The sequence below is a fragment of the Streptomyces sp. NPDC107654 genome (assembly GCF_055639035.1).
This window is the reverse complement of the sequence record NZ_JBVKBI010000021.1, coordinates 81,449-95,124: the sequence shown is the minus strand read 5'-3', so window position 1 is coordinate 95,124 and position 13,676 is coordinate 81,449. Positions and strand designations below refer to the sequence as shown.

The following is a 13,676-nucleotide window of genomic DNA, read 5'->3' as shown; positions in this document are numbered from 1 at the left end:
TGGTTCAGGCCGGCACGGCGGCGGCGGTGGTGCCGGCGGCCGAGGCCCGCGGCTGGGCGCCGGGGGCGAGGAGGCCGTAGCCGAGGGCACCGCCCGCGGCGAGCGCGAGCGGCAGTCCGTACGCGAGGGGCTTGCGGCTTCTGCGGTGGCGGGGCCTGGCCGTGCTGCGGTGCTCACTCATGCGGAACTGCCTTTCCTGCGGGTGATGGACCGCTGGGCAGTCGTCACGGAACGCGGGAAGGTTGCCGCCCCTCGGCGTTGTGCGTCATGCGCTCCAGGACGTGGACCGCGGTGCGGTACTCGTCGGGCGAGATGCCGGTCATGCACCGGTCGCGGAACGCCCGCACCCTCTCGGTGACGGCGGCCGTCCTGCGGTGCCCGTCCGGGGTGAGGGTCAGCCCGTGCGGGGCTGTGCGGGTCGCCCAGCCGCCGGTGAGGACGGCGTCGACGGAGTCCCTCAGCCGGTGGACGTCGGCGTTGGCGGCGAGTGCCGACAGGACGCCGGAGTCCGTCGCTCCGGGCGCCGTGTCGCGGATGACGTTGAGGACCTGCCAGTCGAGGCGGGTGAGGCCGAACTCCGACAGCACGTCGTTCATCGCGCGGGTGAGGGCCTTGTCGGTGCGGTTGAGCCAGTAGCCGATGGGTTTCACGCGGGGGTTCCTCCGGTGCGGTGCGGGGTGTTCAGCAGAGCGGGCCAGTCCTGCCCGTCCGCCCAGTCCGCGAAGGTCTGCCAGCCGGTCCCGGGGTGGGCGCGGCGCAGGCCGGGGACGTCGACGTCGAGGCCGGTGCCGGTGAAGTAGGCGAACATCGCCGCGAGGTCGGCGGAGTGGCTGCGGACCTGGGCGAGGGGGACCTCCTGGTGGGTGACCGGGCGGCCGAGGGCGGCGGTGAGGGCGGCCGCGATCTGCGCGGGCGTGCACTCGTCGGAGGCGATGTCGATCCGGTGGCCCGCGAAGTCGTCCCGGCGGCCGAGGACCAGCGCGGCGAACGCGCCGATGTCGGCGGCCGGGATGAGGGTGAGGGGCCGGTCGGCCGGCATGGGCCAGGCGAAGACGCCGGCGCGCAGTCCGTCGAGGCTCCAGCCGGTCGCGAAGTTGTCCATGAACGCGGCCGGGGCAATCACGGTCCAGGGCAGCCCGGAGGCGCGCAGGTGCTGTTCGACCACCCACTTGCTCTCGTAGTGCGGGATGCCGGTGCCCCGGTCGGCGTGGGCGGCGGAGGTGAGGACGACATGGCCGAGGCGGGCCCCGGCGGCGGCGTCCACGAGGGCCGTGCCCTGCCGGACCTCCGTGTCGGTGCCGGTGTCCGCGCCTGCGCCCGGGGTGAACGGGGTGGTGACCGCGAAGAGGGCGTCCGCGCCGGCCAGTGCGGCGTCGAGGGAGGCGCGGTCGTCGAAGTCGGCGTGCCGGACCTCGGCGCCCAGGCCGCGCAGGGTGTCGGCGGCGGGTGAAGCGGGCCGGCGGGTGAGGGCGCGGACGCGGTGGCCGGCGGCCAGCAGGGCGCGGGCGGTGGCCCCGCCCTGGGCGCCGGTGGCGCCGGTGACGGCGATGGTGAGCATGGGTGTCCCCCTGACGGATAGCATTACTGCGTGACGCATTTGCTGCGCCGTGCAGCAACCTATCCGTAATTCACTGCGTCGCGCAGTGTTTTTTCGAGACGCCAGGGAAGGAGCCCGCCGTGCCAGACCCCGACCGCGCCCGCCTCCACGAGGAGCTGGCCGTGGAGTCCCGGCGCCATCTGGCCGCGTACGTGCTGTTCAACCAGGCCGTCGCCGACCACCTCGGGATGCACCCGACCGACGTCCAGGCCCTGAGCCTGCTGACCGCCGAACCCGAGCCGCTCACCGTCCGCCGGCTCGCCGACCTCACCGGGCTCACCACCGGCTCGGCCACCCGTCTCGTGGACCGGCTGGAGCGCGGCGGCTACGTCACCCGCACCCCCGACCGGCAGGACCGCCGCCGGGTGCTGGTCACCCCGGTCCCGGAACGGATCGCCCGCGTCACCGCGCTCTGGGACGAGCTCGGCCAGGCCTGGCAGGCCCTCCTGGACGACCACAGCGAGGACGAGCTGAGGGCGATCACCCGGCACATGCGCCGGGTGCACGACCTCAGCCACACCCAGATCCGGCGCCTGCGGACCATGCCCAAGCCGGACTGAGCGGGACCGAGCCGGACCGACCCCGGGCCGGAGCCCGGCTCCCGGATCAGCCGGCCGACGGCTCCGGCGACCCGGCCGCCTCCCGCTTCTCGGGCATCTCCGGCGGCGGCGTGGGCGCCCCCGGCAGCCGGACCGTCGCCACCGTGCCGCCGCCCTCCGCGCGGGCCAGCGTGACCTCGCCGCCCGCCTGCTTCACCGTACGGGCGACGATGGACAGCCCGAGGCCGGAGCCGGGCAGGGCGCGGGCGCTGGGGGAGCGCCAGAAGCGGTCGAAGACGTGCGGCAGCTCGTCCTCGGCGATGCCGGGACCGTGGTCGCGGACGGTGAGCACGCCTTCCTCCAGCCGCACCTCGACCGTGCCGCCCTCCGGGCTGAACTTCACCGCGTTGTCGAGGATGTTGACGACCGCCCGTTCCAGCGCGGACGGCTCGGCCCGGACGAACCACGGCTGGAGGTCCGCGCTGATCGACAGCTCGGGGCCGCGCAGCCGCGCCCGGCGCAGGGCCGCCTCGACGGTGTCCTGCACCGCGACCACCTGGACCCGCTCGCCGCGCTGCCCCTCCGAGCGGGACAGCTCCTGGAGGTCCCCGATCAGCGCGGCCAGTTCGGTCATCTGCGCCTTCACCGAGGCGAGCAGCGCCTTGCGGTCCTCCGGCGGGAGGGGGCGGCCCGTCTCCTCGCTGCGGGTGAGGAGTTCGATGTTCGTCCGCAGCGACGTCAGGGGCGTCCGCAGTTCGTGGCCGGCGTCCGCGATGAGCTGCTGCTGGAGGTCGTGGGAGCTGGCCAGCGAGGCGGTCATCGAGTTGAACGACCGGGACAGCCGGGCGACCTCGTCCTCGCTGAGGTCCTCCACGGGGATGCGGATGGTCAGGTCCTCGGTCCGGGCGACGTGCTCCACGGCCTCGGTGAGCTTGTCGACGGGGCGCAGTCCGGCCCGGGCGACCGCGAGGCCCGCCGCCCCGGCGCCGACGACGCCGACGGCGGACACCAGGAGCAGGATCAGGGCGAGGTCGTTGAGGGTCTTCTGCGTGGTCTTCAGCGGCAGGGCGATGAGCACACCCACGTTGGGCCCGCGCCCGCCGCTCACGGTCGCGGTGGAGCCGACGGGCTTGGTGAGGATCCGCAGCTCGTTGCCCTCGTCGTCGCTGCCGTTGCGGAAGTACAGGATGTCGGGCGCGAGGTCCTTGATCTCCGTCCTGTCCGCCTGGGTGACCTTGATCCTGCCCGAGGCGCCGCCGAAGAGGCAGACCTTGCCGTCGTCCGTGACCACCTGGGAGTACCGGTCCCGGAGGAGGAAGGTGCCCGACTGCGGTGTGTCCGTGCAGTGGTTGAGGGTGAACTCCAGCTGGTCCGTCTGCGTGGTGTTCCGCAGGGACTTCTGCAGGTCCTGGTCGAGCTGGTCGTAGAGCTTGCGCTCCACGATGAACCAGCACGTCACCGACACCGCCGCCACCGCGAACGCCACCGCCGCGGCGACCAGCATCGCCAGCCGTGCCCGCAGCGGCAGCGCCCGGTACCGGCGCGCCAGCCGCTTCACTCGGCGCCGCCCTGCCTCAGGACGTAGCCCACCCCGCGCACGGTGTGCACCAGGCGCGGCTCGCCGCCCGCCTCGGTCTTGCGGCGCAGGTACATGACGTAGACGTCGAGGGAGTTGGAGGAGGGCTCGAAGTCGAAGCCCCAGACGGCCTTCAGGATCTGCTCGCGGGTGAGGACCTGGCGCGGGTGGGCCATGAACATCTCCAGCAGGGTGAACTCCGTGCGGGTCAGTTCGACGGGCCGCCCGCCGCGCGTGACCTCCCGGGTCGCGAGGTCCATGCGCAGGTCGCCGAAGGTGAGCGCCTCGTCCTCCTGGGCCTCGGCGGACACCGCCGCCGCGTACGAGCTGCGGCGCAGCAGGGCGCGGATGCGGGCGAAGAGCTCGTCCAGCTCGAACGGCTTGACCAGGTAGTCGTCCGCGCCCGCGTCCAGGCCGGTGACCCGGTCGCCGACGGTGTCGCGGGCGGTGAGCATCAGGATCGGGGTGGTGTCGCCCGCGCCCCGGATGCGGCGGGCCGCCGTCAGGCCGTCCATGCGGGGCATCTGGATGTCCAGCACGACCAGGTCGGGCCGGTAGGCCGTGGCCTTGTCCAGGGCGTCCGCGCCGTCGACGGCGACCTCGGTGTCGTACCCCTCGAAGGCGAGGCTGCGCTGGAGCGCCTCGCGTACGGCCGGCTCGTCGTCGACGATCAGGATGCGCTGGGGGTCACGGTCGCCTTCGGCGGGGCTCATCGCTCGCTTCCTCGGGGTGCGGGGGACGGGTGCCTCTCAGCGTGCCATGTCGGGGCGCCGGGGACACACAGGGCGGCCGGGCGGCCACGGTGGTCAGGCGGCCACCGTGGTCAGCCGGTGCAGCGGGACCTTGCGGCGGTGCGGACGGGCGGCGGAGGTGCGCAGGCCCATCAGCTGGGGGACCGGCGTGACGGTCGGCTGCCCGGGGGTGCGGGGCGCCGGAACGGGCACCTGCGGTTCGGAGGCGAGGGACAGGGCCAGGCTGAGACCGGCCGGGCCGCGCTCGCTGAACCGGTGGGGAACGTTCTTGATCATGACCTGCTCCTTGCACTGGTGTGTTGCTAACTGCCGGAGCCCGCCCGCAGCTTGGCCAGGTCGGACTTGACGGTGTCGACGGGGATGGCGAAGCCCAGGCCGATGCTGCCCGCGTCCGAGGACGAGGAGGCCTGCGAGCCGGAGGAGTACATCGCGGAGTTGATGCCGATGACGTGCCCGCTCGCGTCTATCAGGGCGCCGCCGGAGTTGCCGGGGTTCAGGGACGCGTCGGTCTGGATGGCCTTGTAGGTGGTGGTGGACGAGCCGGTGTCGCCGTTGAACTCACGGCCGCCGAACTGGAACGGCCACTGCCCGTCGCCGCCGTCCTGCCCCTGCCCCTGGTTCTCGTCGGTGGAGACGGTGACGTCCCGGTCCAGGGCGGAGACGATGCCGCTGGTGACCGTGCCGGTCAGGCCCTCGGGGGAGCCGATCGCGACGACCGTGTCGCCGACCTGGACGCCACCGGAGTCGCCGAGCGCGGCCGGCTTCAGACCGGAGGCACCCTGGAGTTTGATCAGCGCGAGGTCCTTGGAGCTGTCGGTGCCGACCACCTCGGCGGTGTAGCTCCTGCCGTCGCTGGTGCGGACCTTGATCGAGGTGGCGCCGGAGACGACGTGGTTGTTGGTGACGACCTCGCCGCCCGACGTGATGATCACGCCGGAGCCGGTGGAGGAGCCGCCCGCCAGCGTCGCGTTGATCTCGACCACGCTCGGGGTGACCGCGGCGGCGATGGAGGCGACATCGCCCCTCTTGCTCGACGGCACCACGGTGGTGCTGCTGCCCGCGGTGGCGACCGTGTCCCCGCCGGCCAGCTCCTGGAAGGCGTACGCCGTGCCGCCGCCGACCGCCGCCGCGACGATCGCGACCGCCGCGAGCAGGGCCACCGGGCCCCGGGGCCGCTTCTTCCCCGGCCCGGGAGCCGTGACCGCCGGCTCGTACGGCGGCGGGGGCGGCCACTCGGGGTTCACGGGGGCGGAGTAGGAGGGGTGCGGCTGCTCGTAGGTGCCCTGGCTCTCGGTCATGGGAAAAGAGTCCCCCGTGACCATGAGAGCTTCCTGAGTGTGCCCTGAGAAGCCCGGCAGAACCTTGTTTGCCCCATATAAAGACGCGCGCGAAGTGGCCGCGGGGGGCGGTCGGCGAAGCTACACGCAGCCGCAGCTCGTGCGCACCACCAGCCGTGAGGGGAACGTCTTCAGCCGCTCCCGACGGGACCCGGCGACCCGCAGCCCGTCGTCCAGCACCAGGTCGACCGCCGCCCGGGCCATCGCCGAGCGGTCGGAGGCGACCGTGGTCAGCGGCGGGTCGGCGAGCGCGGCCTCCTTGATGTCGTCGAAGCCGGCCACCGCCAGTTCCCCGGGCACGTCGATGCGCAGCTCGCGCGCGGCCCGCAGCAGACCGATGGCCTGGTCGTCGGTGGAGCAGAAGATCGCCGGCGGCCGGTTCGGCCCGGACAGCACGTCCAGGGCCACCCGGTAGGCGTCGTAGCGGTTGTACGGCGCCTCGAACAGCCGGCCCTCGATGCCGAGGCCCGCCTCCGCCATGGCCCGCTTCCAGCCTTCGACGTGGTCGGAGACCGGGTCGCCGACGGCCGGCGTCTGCGCCGTACCGCCCATGCAGGCGACGTACTCGTACCCGTGTTCCAGCAGGTGGCGCACGGCGAGCTGGGCGCCGCCGAGGTCGTCCGTCACCACGGCGACGTCGTCGATGGCCTCCGGCCGCTCGTGCAGCAGCACCACCCGGGCGTCCCAGGCGTCGATCTCGGCGGCGGCGAGGTCGTTCAAGGCGTGGGAGACGAGGATCAGGCCCGAGACGCGCATGCCGAGGAAGGCGCGCAGATAGTGGACCTCGCGCTCGCCGATGTAGTCGGTGTTGCCGACCAGGACCATTTTCCCGCGCTCGGAGGCGGCCTGCTCGACCGCGTGCGCCATCTCCCCGAAGAACGGCTGGCGGGCGTCCGGGATGATGAGGCCTATCAGGTCGGTGCGCCGGGAGGCCATGGCCTGGGCGACCCGGTCGGGCCGGTACCCCAGTTCCTTGATCGCCGCGAGGACACGCTCGCGCGTGGCCGGGGCGACCGGCCGGGGTCCGTTGTTGATGACATAACTGACGACGGCGGTGGAGGTTCCAGCCAGCCGTGCCACGTCATCCCGAGTCACCTTGGCCACGCGCGGAGTCTACGCGGATTGATCCGCTCTGGGCAGGGCGTATCACATGGCGGCCGGACGAGGATCCCGCGGGAGGGCGGGGCCGCCCGGGCGCAGCTCACGCGCCCACCGCGTCCCCGCTACGCCTCGGCGTGGACCTCGACGCCGTCCAGCACGGCGACCGCGTCCGCATCCTCCGGCTTTGCCCGGCCGGCCTTGGCCCTGGACCCCTCGGCGGAGCGGGCGGACCTGTCGGTCTTGTCGGCGGAGCGGTCGGGCTTCTCGGGGGTGACGAACCGGTAACCGACGTTCCGGACGGTTCCGATCAGCGACTCGTGCTCGGGGCCGAGCTTGGCGCGCAGCCGCCGTACGTGCACGTCCACCGTCCGGGTGCCGCCGAAGTAGTCGTACCCCCACACCTCCTGCAGCAGCTGGGCGCGGGTGAAGACGCGGCCCGGGTGCTGGGCGAGGTATTTGAGCAGCTCGAACTCCTTGAAGGTCAGGTCCAGGACCCGTCCCTTGAGCTTGGCGGAGTAGGTGGCCTCGTCCACGGACAGGTCGCCGTTGCGGATCTCCATCGGCGAGTCGTCGTTGACGAGCTGCCGGCGTCCCATGGCGAGCCGCAGCCGCGCCTCGACCTCGGCCGGGCCGGCGGTGTCCAGCAGGACGTCGTCGATGCCCCAGTCGGCGGTGACGGCGGCGAGGCCGCCCTCGGTGACGACGAGGAGCAGCGGACAGCCGGGACCGGTGGACCGCAGCAGCTGGCACAGGCTGCGCACCTGGGGGAGGTCGCGGCGGCCGTCGACCAGGATGACGTCGGCACCGGGGGTGTCGACGAGGGCGGGGCCCTCGGCGGGGGCGACCCGCACGTTGTGCAGCAGCAGGCCGAGCGCGGGCAGCACCTCCGTCGACGGCTGGAGGGCGTTGGTCAGGAGCAGCAGAGAACTCATACGTCTGGTTCCTCCTCGGTCTCTGCGAGGACTGTGCGGACGGGCACTGCTCTGCGATCCCGAAGGCCCCGTACACCGGCGGTCACCTGGGGTTCCCCGCTTCGTATACAACGCTTCCGAAAGCACAAAAGGACCCGGGGGCTACGCTGCCCGAGTCCTCTGCCCAGCAGAATAGCCCACATGAGCAACCGTCCGGCAGGTGATGTGGCCCGTTCCACCGTTCGTCCGCATTCCGAGACAGGCAGACGAGGCCCTGTGCGGACATTCCTGCGCACCCCCGACGGAATTCCGGTCGATTCCGTATACGATCCCGGCTCCGCCGTGCACGGAAGTCTTCCCGACACCCCCCGTGCGTCCTCCCGTGACCTGGTGTTCGTGATCGCGCACGGCTTCACCGGGGACGTGGACCGCCCGCACGTGCGCCGTGTCGCGGGCGTCCTGCGCGGCTACGGCGCGGTCGTCACCTTCTCCTTCCGCGGCCACGGACGCTCGGGCGGCTGTTCCACCGTCGGCGACAAGGAGGTGCTGGACCTCGCCGCCGCGGTGGAGTGGGCCCGCGGCCTGGGTCACACCCGTGTGGTGACCGTCGGCTTCTCCATGGGCGGCTCGGTGGTGCTGCGGCACGCGGCGCTGCACGGCGGCACGGACGCCGTCGTCTCCGTCAGCGCCCCGGCCCGCTGGTACTACCGCGGCACGGCCCCCATGCGCCGCCTGCACTGGCTGGTCACCCGGCCCGAGGGCCGCCTGGTCGGCCGCTACGGTCTGCGCACCCGCATCCACCACCGGGACTGGGACCCGGTGCCGCTCTCCCCGGTCGAGGCGGCCTCCAGGATCGCCCCGACCCCCCTGCTGATCGTGCACGGCGACCGGGACGGATACTTCCCCCTCGACCACCCCCGGATGCTCGCCGAGGCGGCCGGTGAGCACGGCGAACTCTGGATCGAGCCGGGCATGGGCCACGCGGAGCACGCGGCCGACGACGCCCTGATGGCCCGGATCGGGCACTGGTCGGTGTCGGCGGCGGGCTAGCCTGCCCCACACTGTTCTTGTCTTTCTCTTGGATTGTTCTTGTTCCCTGCCGTCGATTGAGGATTCAGATGCCCCAGGTCACGGTCCGCTACTGGGCCGCCGCCAAGGCCGCGGCCCAGGTCGCCGAGGAGCCGTACGAGGCGGACACGCTGGCCGACGCGCTGGCCGCCGCGCGTGCGCGCCACCCCGGCGAACTGACGCGCGTGCTGCAGCGATGCTCCTTCCTCGTCGACGGCGACCCCGTCGGGACCCGCGCGCATGAGACGGTACGGCTGGCCGAGGGCGGCACGGTCGAGGTGCTCCCGCCGTTCGCAGGAGGGTGAGCGATGACCGACCAGCCGTACCAGGGCGGCCCCTACGAGGGCTACGACCCCTACCAGCAGCAGTGGCCCACGCACGACCAGCCGTACGCGCCGGCACCCGGCCACGACCCGGAACTCACCCAGCAGTGGCAGGGCCAGACCTGGGATACCCAGACGCACGCGCCGGTGCAGGCGGCGGAGACGGCGTACCTGCCCCGGCAGGAACAGCAGCAGGCGTACGGGCAGCACCAGCAGGCGCAGTACCAGCAGCCGCAGCAGTACCAGCAGGCGCAGTACCAGCAGCCGCAGCAGTACCAGCAGGCGCAGTACCAGGAGCCGCAGCAGTACCAGCAGGCGCAGTACCAGGAGCCGCAGCCGTACCAGGAGCCGTACCGGGAGCCGTACGCGGCGGCCTGTCCGGAGTCGCAGGCGGCAGGGTACGCGCAGGCACCCGCGGCCCCGGCGCCCGAGCCGCCGGCCGAACCGGAAGCCGGTGCGGCGGGCACGGCGGACGGACCGTCCTACGGCCCCGCCACCCTCGCCGGCAATGCGCGCATCACCGACGCCCAGCGGGCCCGCCTGGAGGGCCGTTCCCCGGTCATCGAGCCCGGCATGCAGCCGGCGCTGCTCACGGCCGTACTCGGCCTGCTGCTGGCCGCGGCGGCGCCGATCGCCTCGTACGCCCTCGTCGTACCGCTCGTGGTGCTCCAGGCGGTGACGGCGGCGGGCTGGTTCCGGCTGAACGGCATGTGGCCCGCCCGGCAGGGCATCGCGCTGGCGTTCGCGGGCGCGCTCACGTCGGACGTGGCGGTCCTGGCGGCCGGCCGCGACCACGCCCTGCCGGCCATCCTCGGCCCGCTCGCCCTGTGGGTCCTGCTCTCCCTGGTCCTCCAGCTGCGCTCGCACGCCTCGCCGGACGAGCGGATGTACGGCCTGATGGCGACGGTCGTCTCGGCGGCGCTCGCGGTCCTGGCCACGGGCTACCTGGCCGCCGACCCGCACGCGGTCTCGGTCGGCGCGGCGGCGGTCGCGGTGGCCGTCCTGGCCCGCGCCCTGCCCCTGCCCACCCCCGTCTCGGTCGTGGCCTCCCTGCTGGCGGCGGCGGGCGCGGGGATCGCGGCGGGCGGCATGACGGACCTCGGCTCGAAGGGCGCGCTGCTGGGCGCAGCGGCCGGGGCGTGCGCCCTGATCGGCCACCGCGTGGCGAGCTACGACTACCCGTCCCGCTTCGTCCACTTCACGGCCGGAGTGGCCCTGCCGCTGTCGGCGGCGGCCCCGGTGGTGTGGGTCCTGGGGCGGGCGCTGGGGTAACGCCCGAGCGCTGCGCGGCTACGCGCACTTGATCCCGTCCACGAACGCCGCCCAGGCGCCCGCGTCGAAGACGAGGGCGCCTTGGGAGGGGGCCTTGCTGTCGCGGACGGGGACGAGGGTGGGGATGTTGTCGGCGACCTCGACGCAGGCGCCGCCGTCCGGGTTGCTGTAGCTGCTCTTGCGCCATGTTGCGTCAGTCAGGTCGGTGACTCGCACGGTATTCCTCCAACACCCGCAGGATGAACTCGCGAGACTTGGCCGGGGGCAGTGCCGCGTCCCGCACCGCATCGTACGCACGTTGCAGTTGCTCAACTGAGCCGTTTTCCTCGATCAGTTCGCCTCGGTACGCGTGCTCGACGTACGCCACAGTCCGCCCGTCCAGTCGCAGGAACATGACGTCGCTGCTCACCAGTCCATGCAGACCGCAGCTCTGCGGCAGTACCTGGATCGTGATGTTGGGGCGATCCGACATCCTCAGCAGGTGCTCCAACTGTTCCTGCCACTCCCGTGCTTCACGCAGCGGGGTGCGCAGCACCGCTTCCGCCAGGATGGCGCGGAAAGGTGGGGCCTCCGCCGCCTCCAGCAGTGACCGTCGTCCGATGCGGGCCTCGACCTGCTGATCCAGTTCCGCCCCCTTGGCGCCACCCAGGCTCAGCAGTTCACGCGCGTACCCGTCTGTCTGCAGCAGGCCGTGCACCGTGCTCACCGCGTAATGCCATAGGTTCACCGCCTCCGACTCGAGAACCATGTACCTGCGGTACTGCTCCTTGAACTGAGTCGGGTCCAGCAGCGCCAACTCCCACAGCGTCACCAGCAAGCCCGGCGTCCCATGGAACTGGTCCAGCGCCTGTACGACCTCCGGCCCGCCCAGTGTCTGACCGTTCTCCATCTTGCTGAACAGGGACGAGTCCCAGCCCACCTGCTTCGCGAGCTCCCGCAGGCTCAGCTTCCGCTCCGTCCTCAGCCGCCGTAGCTCCTCGGCGAATCGCTCCCTCGGTTCCTGGCTCCGTCCTGTGACCATCGATCGCTGTGGCATCGCGCTCCTGTTGAATTTGTTGAATTTGGCAGGCCCAGCGTTGAATTTGGGCCGCTCAACAGCCCGGACGCCCTTCCCGTGCGCCATGCTCCAAGCACCACCCGAACACGCAGCGTAGCCGCAGCTTCGCGCTGTGCTCATGCGTTCTTGGAAAGGAGCTGGCCGCATGACCCACGAGCCGGGACACCTGCTCTACGACCCCGCCACCGACAAGGTCGGTGAGTACCGGGACCGGGCCGGTCCCTACGTGTTACTGCGTCCCGTCGGCGGTGGCGTGGAGTGGCAGGCCGATCCGCGGACGGTGCGTCCGGCGACGGACCGGGAGCGGCTCGGGGCGGGGGTGCGGGCGGCCAATCACCGTACGCGGAGCCTGCCGCCGCCGTTGGACGAGGCCAGTCGGCCGCCGCGGCCCGTGCCCGGCTGTGCCGCCTGCCTGGAGCTGGCGGAGCGGCGGGAGGCGGCGCGGGTGGCGTACGACCGCAGCGCGGAGAGCGACGCGAACGTGCTGCTGCGCCAGCACCAGCGGACGGAGCACCGCGCATGACGGGCGCGGAGGACGCGGGGACCCGGGAGGAGGGGACCCGGTGGCTGGGTTACGCGGTCCCGCCGTTCCATCCCGCGTACGCACCCAGGGCTCACGGCACGTCCGGTGCGCCCGTCACCGGCCCCGCCCCGGCCCCGCGGCCCCGCCCCCGCCGCCGGCTGCCCGACGGGGCGGCCGTGAGCGGTCTGCTCGCCGCCCTCTGCGTGGCCTCGCTGCTCGCGGCGATCGGGCTGGCGGCCGTACGGGCGCGGTGCTGACGGGGTCGGGGAAAGCCGAAGGGCCGCACCCCCACTGGCGTCCAACCCAGGGGATGCGGCCCTCAGCCGTCACAGAGCCCGCGCACGGGCCGCACTCAGACCGCGATGGCCACCTCGGCCAGGCCGCCCTGCTGGGCGACGACCGTGCGGTCGGCGGTGGCGCCCGGCACCAGCGCGCGCACGGTCCACGTGCCCTCGGCCGCATAGAAGCGGAACTGGCCGGTCGCGGAGGTGGGGACCTCCGCGGTGAACTCGCCGGTCGAGTCGAGGAGACGGACGTAGCCCGTCACCGGCTCGCCGTCGCGGGTCACCTGACCCTGGATCGTGGTCTCACCGGGCTTGATCGTCGAGGCGTCGGGGCCGCCGGCCTTCGCTCCGCACATGTGGCAACTCCTTGAGGGGTAAAGGTCGGGAGGTCTTACTTGTTGGCGCCGAGCTCGATCGGCACGCCGACGAGGGAGCCGTACTCGGTCCAGGAGCCGTCGTAGTTCTTGACGTTCTCCACGCCGAGCAGCTCGTGCAGCACGAACCAGGTCAGGGCCGAGCGCTCACCGATGCGGCAGTAGGCGATCGTGTCCTTGGCGAGGTCGACGTTCTCCTCGGCGTAGAGGGCCTTGAGCTCGTCGTCCGACTTGAACGTGCCGTCGTCGTTGGCGTTCTTCGACCACGGGATGTTGCGGGCGCTCGGGACGTGGCCCGGGCGCTGCGACTGCTCCTGCGGGAGGTGGGCCGGGGCGAGCAGCTTGCCGGAGAACTCGTCGGGCGAGCGGACGTCGACCAGGTTCTGCGAGCCGATCGCGTTCACGACGTCGTCGCGGAAGGCGCGGATCGAGGTGTCCTGCGGCTTGGCCTTGTAGTCGGTCCTGGCGCGCTCGGGGACCTCGTCGCCGGCGACCAGCTCGCGGGCGTCCAGCTCCCACTTCTTGCGGCCGCCGTCGAGGAGCTTGACGCTCTCGTGGCCGTACAGCTTGAAGTACCAGTAGGCGTACGACGCGAACCAGTTGTTGTTGCCGCCGTAGAGGACCACCGTGTGGTCGTTGGCGATGCCCTTCTCCGACAGGAGCTTCTCGAAGCCCTCCTGGTCGATGAAGTCACGGCGGACCGGGTCCTGGAGGTCCTTGGTCCAGTCGATGCGGATCGCGTTCTTGATGTGGTTCTTCTCGTAGGCGGACGTGTCCTCGTCCACCTCCACGATCGCGATGGTCGGGTCGTCCAGGTGGTCCTGGAGCCAGTCGGCGTCGACCAGGACGTCGCTGCGGCTCATGCTCTTTCTCCTCCGGGGCAGTCGCGGCGGGGCGTGCGAGTAGAGAGGGGCGCGCGCTCGGGGCTCGAGCGGCGCACGGATGCCCTGGCAGCAGGGCGG

General features: G+C 72.4%; 19 protein-coding genes. 6 read left to right on the top strand and 13 right to left on the bottom strand.

The features are described 5' to 3' along the window. Positions 1 to 4 precede the first annotated feature (4 nt). From ACZ7N4_RS29870 to ACZ7N4_RS29860, 3 genes are read right to left on the bottom strand one after another with little or no spacing between them, the layout of a single operon-like run. Complete coding sequence (locus ACZ7N4_RS29870; RefSeq protein WP_471364023.1) at positions 5 to 181, bottom strand: hypothetical protein; 177 nt, start codon at positions 179 to 181, stop codon at positions 5 to 7. Positions 182 to 224: 43 nt separating this feature from the next. Further along, positions 225 to 650: a MarR family winged helix-turn-helix transcriptional regulator gene (locus ACZ7N4_RS29865; RefSeq protein WP_471364019.1), complete on the bottom strand. Its 426-nt coding sequence runs from the start codon at positions 648 to 650 to the stop codon at positions 225 to 227. After that, positions 647 to 1,558, bottom strand: coding sequence for an NmrA/HSCARG family protein (locus tag ACZ7N4_RS29860; protein WP_471364016.1), 912 nt, complete (start codon positions 1,556 to 1,558; stop codon positions 647 to 649). Before ACZ7N4_RS29860 ends, ACZ7N4_RS29865 begins: the two co-directional genes overlap by 4 nt. 119 nt (positions 1,559 to 1,677) lie before the next feature. On the opposite strand from ACZ7N4_RS29860, the gene ACZ7N4_RS29855 reads away from it, so the two are divergent. Continuing rightward, positions 1,678 to 2,157, top strand: a complete 480-nt coding sequence (locus tag ACZ7N4_RS29855) for a MarR family winged helix-turn-helix transcriptional regulator (protein WP_471364013.1) — start codon at positions 1,678 to 1,680, stop codon at positions 2,155 to 2,157. A 46-nt stretch (positions 2,158 to 2,203) separates the two neighbouring features. On the opposite strand, the gene ACZ7N4_RS29850 is transcribed toward ACZ7N4_RS29855, so the two are convergent. From ACZ7N4_RS29850 to ACZ7N4_RS29825, 6 genes are all read right to left on the bottom strand, one after another. Next, the gene (locus ACZ7N4_RS29850) at positions 2,204 to 3,694 is read right to left on the bottom strand and encodes a HAMP domain-containing sensor histidine kinase (protein ID WP_471364010.1); all 1,491 of its coding nucleotides are present in this window, start codon (positions 3,692 to 3,694) and stop codon (positions 2,204 to 2,206) included. Beyond that, positions 3,691 to 4,425 (bottom strand): response regulator transcription factor, encoded by a 735-nt coding sequence (locus ACZ7N4_RS29845; RefSeq protein WP_189303312.1) that lies wholly within the window; start codon positions 4,423 to 4,425, stop codon positions 3,691 to 3,693. The genes ACZ7N4_RS29850 and ACZ7N4_RS29845 overlap by 4 nt, the downstream gene beginning before the upstream one ends. A gap of 93 nt (positions 4,426 to 4,518) precedes the next feature. Next, entirely contained in the window at positions 4,519 to 4,740 is a 222-nt protein-coding gene (locus tag ACZ7N4_RS29840) for a hypothetical protein (RefSeq protein WP_471364007.1), read from the bottom strand. 26 nt (positions 4,741 to 4,766) lie between these two features. After that, positions 4,767 to 5,762 (bottom strand): S1C family serine protease, encoded by a 996-nt coding sequence (locus ACZ7N4_RS29835; RefSeq protein ID WP_471364004.1) that lies wholly within the window; start codon positions 5,760 to 5,762, stop codon positions 4,767 to 4,769. Between the two features lie 120 nt (positions 5,763 to 5,882). Beyond that, on the bottom strand, positions 5,883 to 6,905 hold the full coding sequence (locus ACZ7N4_RS29830) for a LacI family DNA-binding transcriptional regulator (RefSeq protein ID WP_471364001.1): 1,023 nt from the start codon (positions 6,903 to 6,905) through the stop codon (positions 5,883 to 5,885). Between the two features lie 119 nt (positions 6,906 to 7,024). Next, entirely contained in the window at positions 7,025 to 7,834 is an 810-nt protein-coding gene (locus tag ACZ7N4_RS29825; RefSeq protein WP_471363997.1) for a winged helix-turn-helix transcriptional regulator, read from the bottom strand. 180 nt (positions 7,835 to 8,014) lie between these two features. Between ACZ7N4_RS29825 and ACZ7N4_RS29820 the strand changes: the two genes are divergently transcribed. The 3 genes from ACZ7N4_RS29820 (at position 8,015) to ACZ7N4_RS29810 (ending at position 10,476) form a co-directional block, all read left to right on the top strand. After that, positions 8,015 to 8,863, top strand: coding sequence for an alpha/beta hydrolase (locus ACZ7N4_RS29820; RefSeq protein ID WP_471363994.1), 849 nt, complete (start codon positions 8,015 to 8,017; stop codon positions 8,861 to 8,863). A 68-nt stretch (positions 8,864 to 8,931) separates the two neighbouring features. Beyond that, positions 8,932 to 9,186 (top strand): MoaD/ThiS family protein, encoded by a 255-nt coding sequence (locus tag ACZ7N4_RS29815; RefSeq protein WP_467930673.1) that lies wholly within the window; start codon positions 8,932 to 8,934, stop codon positions 9,184 to 9,186. Positions 9,187 to 9,189: 3 nt separating this feature from the next. Beyond that, a complete protein-coding gene (locus ACZ7N4_RS29810; RefSeq protein WP_471363990.1) occupies positions 9,190 to 10,476 on the top strand; it encodes a hypothetical protein in 1,287 nt (428 codons plus the stop codon). An 18-nt stretch (positions 10,477 to 10,494) separates the two neighbouring features. On the opposite strand, the gene ACZ7N4_RS29805 is transcribed toward ACZ7N4_RS29810, so the two are convergent. Continuing rightward, positions 10,495 to 10,692 carry a DUF397 domain-containing protein gene (locus tag ACZ7N4_RS29805; protein ID WP_471363988.1) on the bottom strand — a complete coding sequence of 66 codons (198 nt, stop codon included), beginning with the start codon at positions 10,690 to 10,692 and terminating at the stop codon, positions 10,495 to 10,497. Beyond that, positions 10,670 to 11,599: a helix-turn-helix domain-containing protein gene (locus ACZ7N4_RS29800; RefSeq protein WP_471363986.1), complete on the bottom strand. Its 930-nt coding sequence runs from the start codon at positions 11,597 to 11,599 to the stop codon at positions 10,670 to 10,672. The genes ACZ7N4_RS29805 and ACZ7N4_RS29800 overlap by 23 nt, the downstream gene beginning before the upstream one ends. A 79-nt stretch (positions 11,600 to 11,678) precedes the next feature. Between ACZ7N4_RS29800 and ACZ7N4_RS29795 the strand changes: the two genes are divergently transcribed. After that, entirely contained in the window at positions 11,679 to 12,056 is a 378-nt protein-coding gene (locus ACZ7N4_RS29795) for a hypothetical protein (protein WP_471363983.1), read from the top strand. After that, positions 12,053 to 12,313 carry a hypothetical protein gene (locus ACZ7N4_RS29790; protein ID WP_471363980.1) on the top strand — a complete coding sequence of 87 codons (261 nt, stop codon included), beginning with the start codon at positions 12,053 to 12,055 and terminating at the stop codon, positions 12,311 to 12,313. The genes ACZ7N4_RS29795 and ACZ7N4_RS29790 overlap by 4 nt, the downstream gene beginning before the upstream one ends. A 95-nt stretch (positions 12,314 to 12,408) precedes the next feature. Here ACZ7N4_RS29790 and ACZ7N4_RS29785 read toward each other — a convergent pair whose 3' ends face one another. Together ACZ7N4_RS29785 and ACZ7N4_RS29780 are read right to left on the bottom strand one after the other, a co-directional pair. Further along, positions 12,409 to 12,696, bottom strand: a complete 288-nt coding sequence (locus ACZ7N4_RS29785) for a DUF1416 domain-containing protein (protein WP_010351646.1) — start codon at positions 12,694 to 12,696, stop codon at positions 12,409 to 12,411. Between the two features lie 35 nt (positions 12,697 to 12,731). Further along, positions 12,732 to 13,577, bottom strand: coding sequence for a sulfurtransferase (locus ACZ7N4_RS29780; RefSeq protein ID WP_471363977.1), 846 nt, complete (start codon positions 13,575 to 13,577; stop codon positions 12,732 to 12,734). Between the last annotated feature and the right edge of the window lie 99 nt (positions 13,578 to 13,676).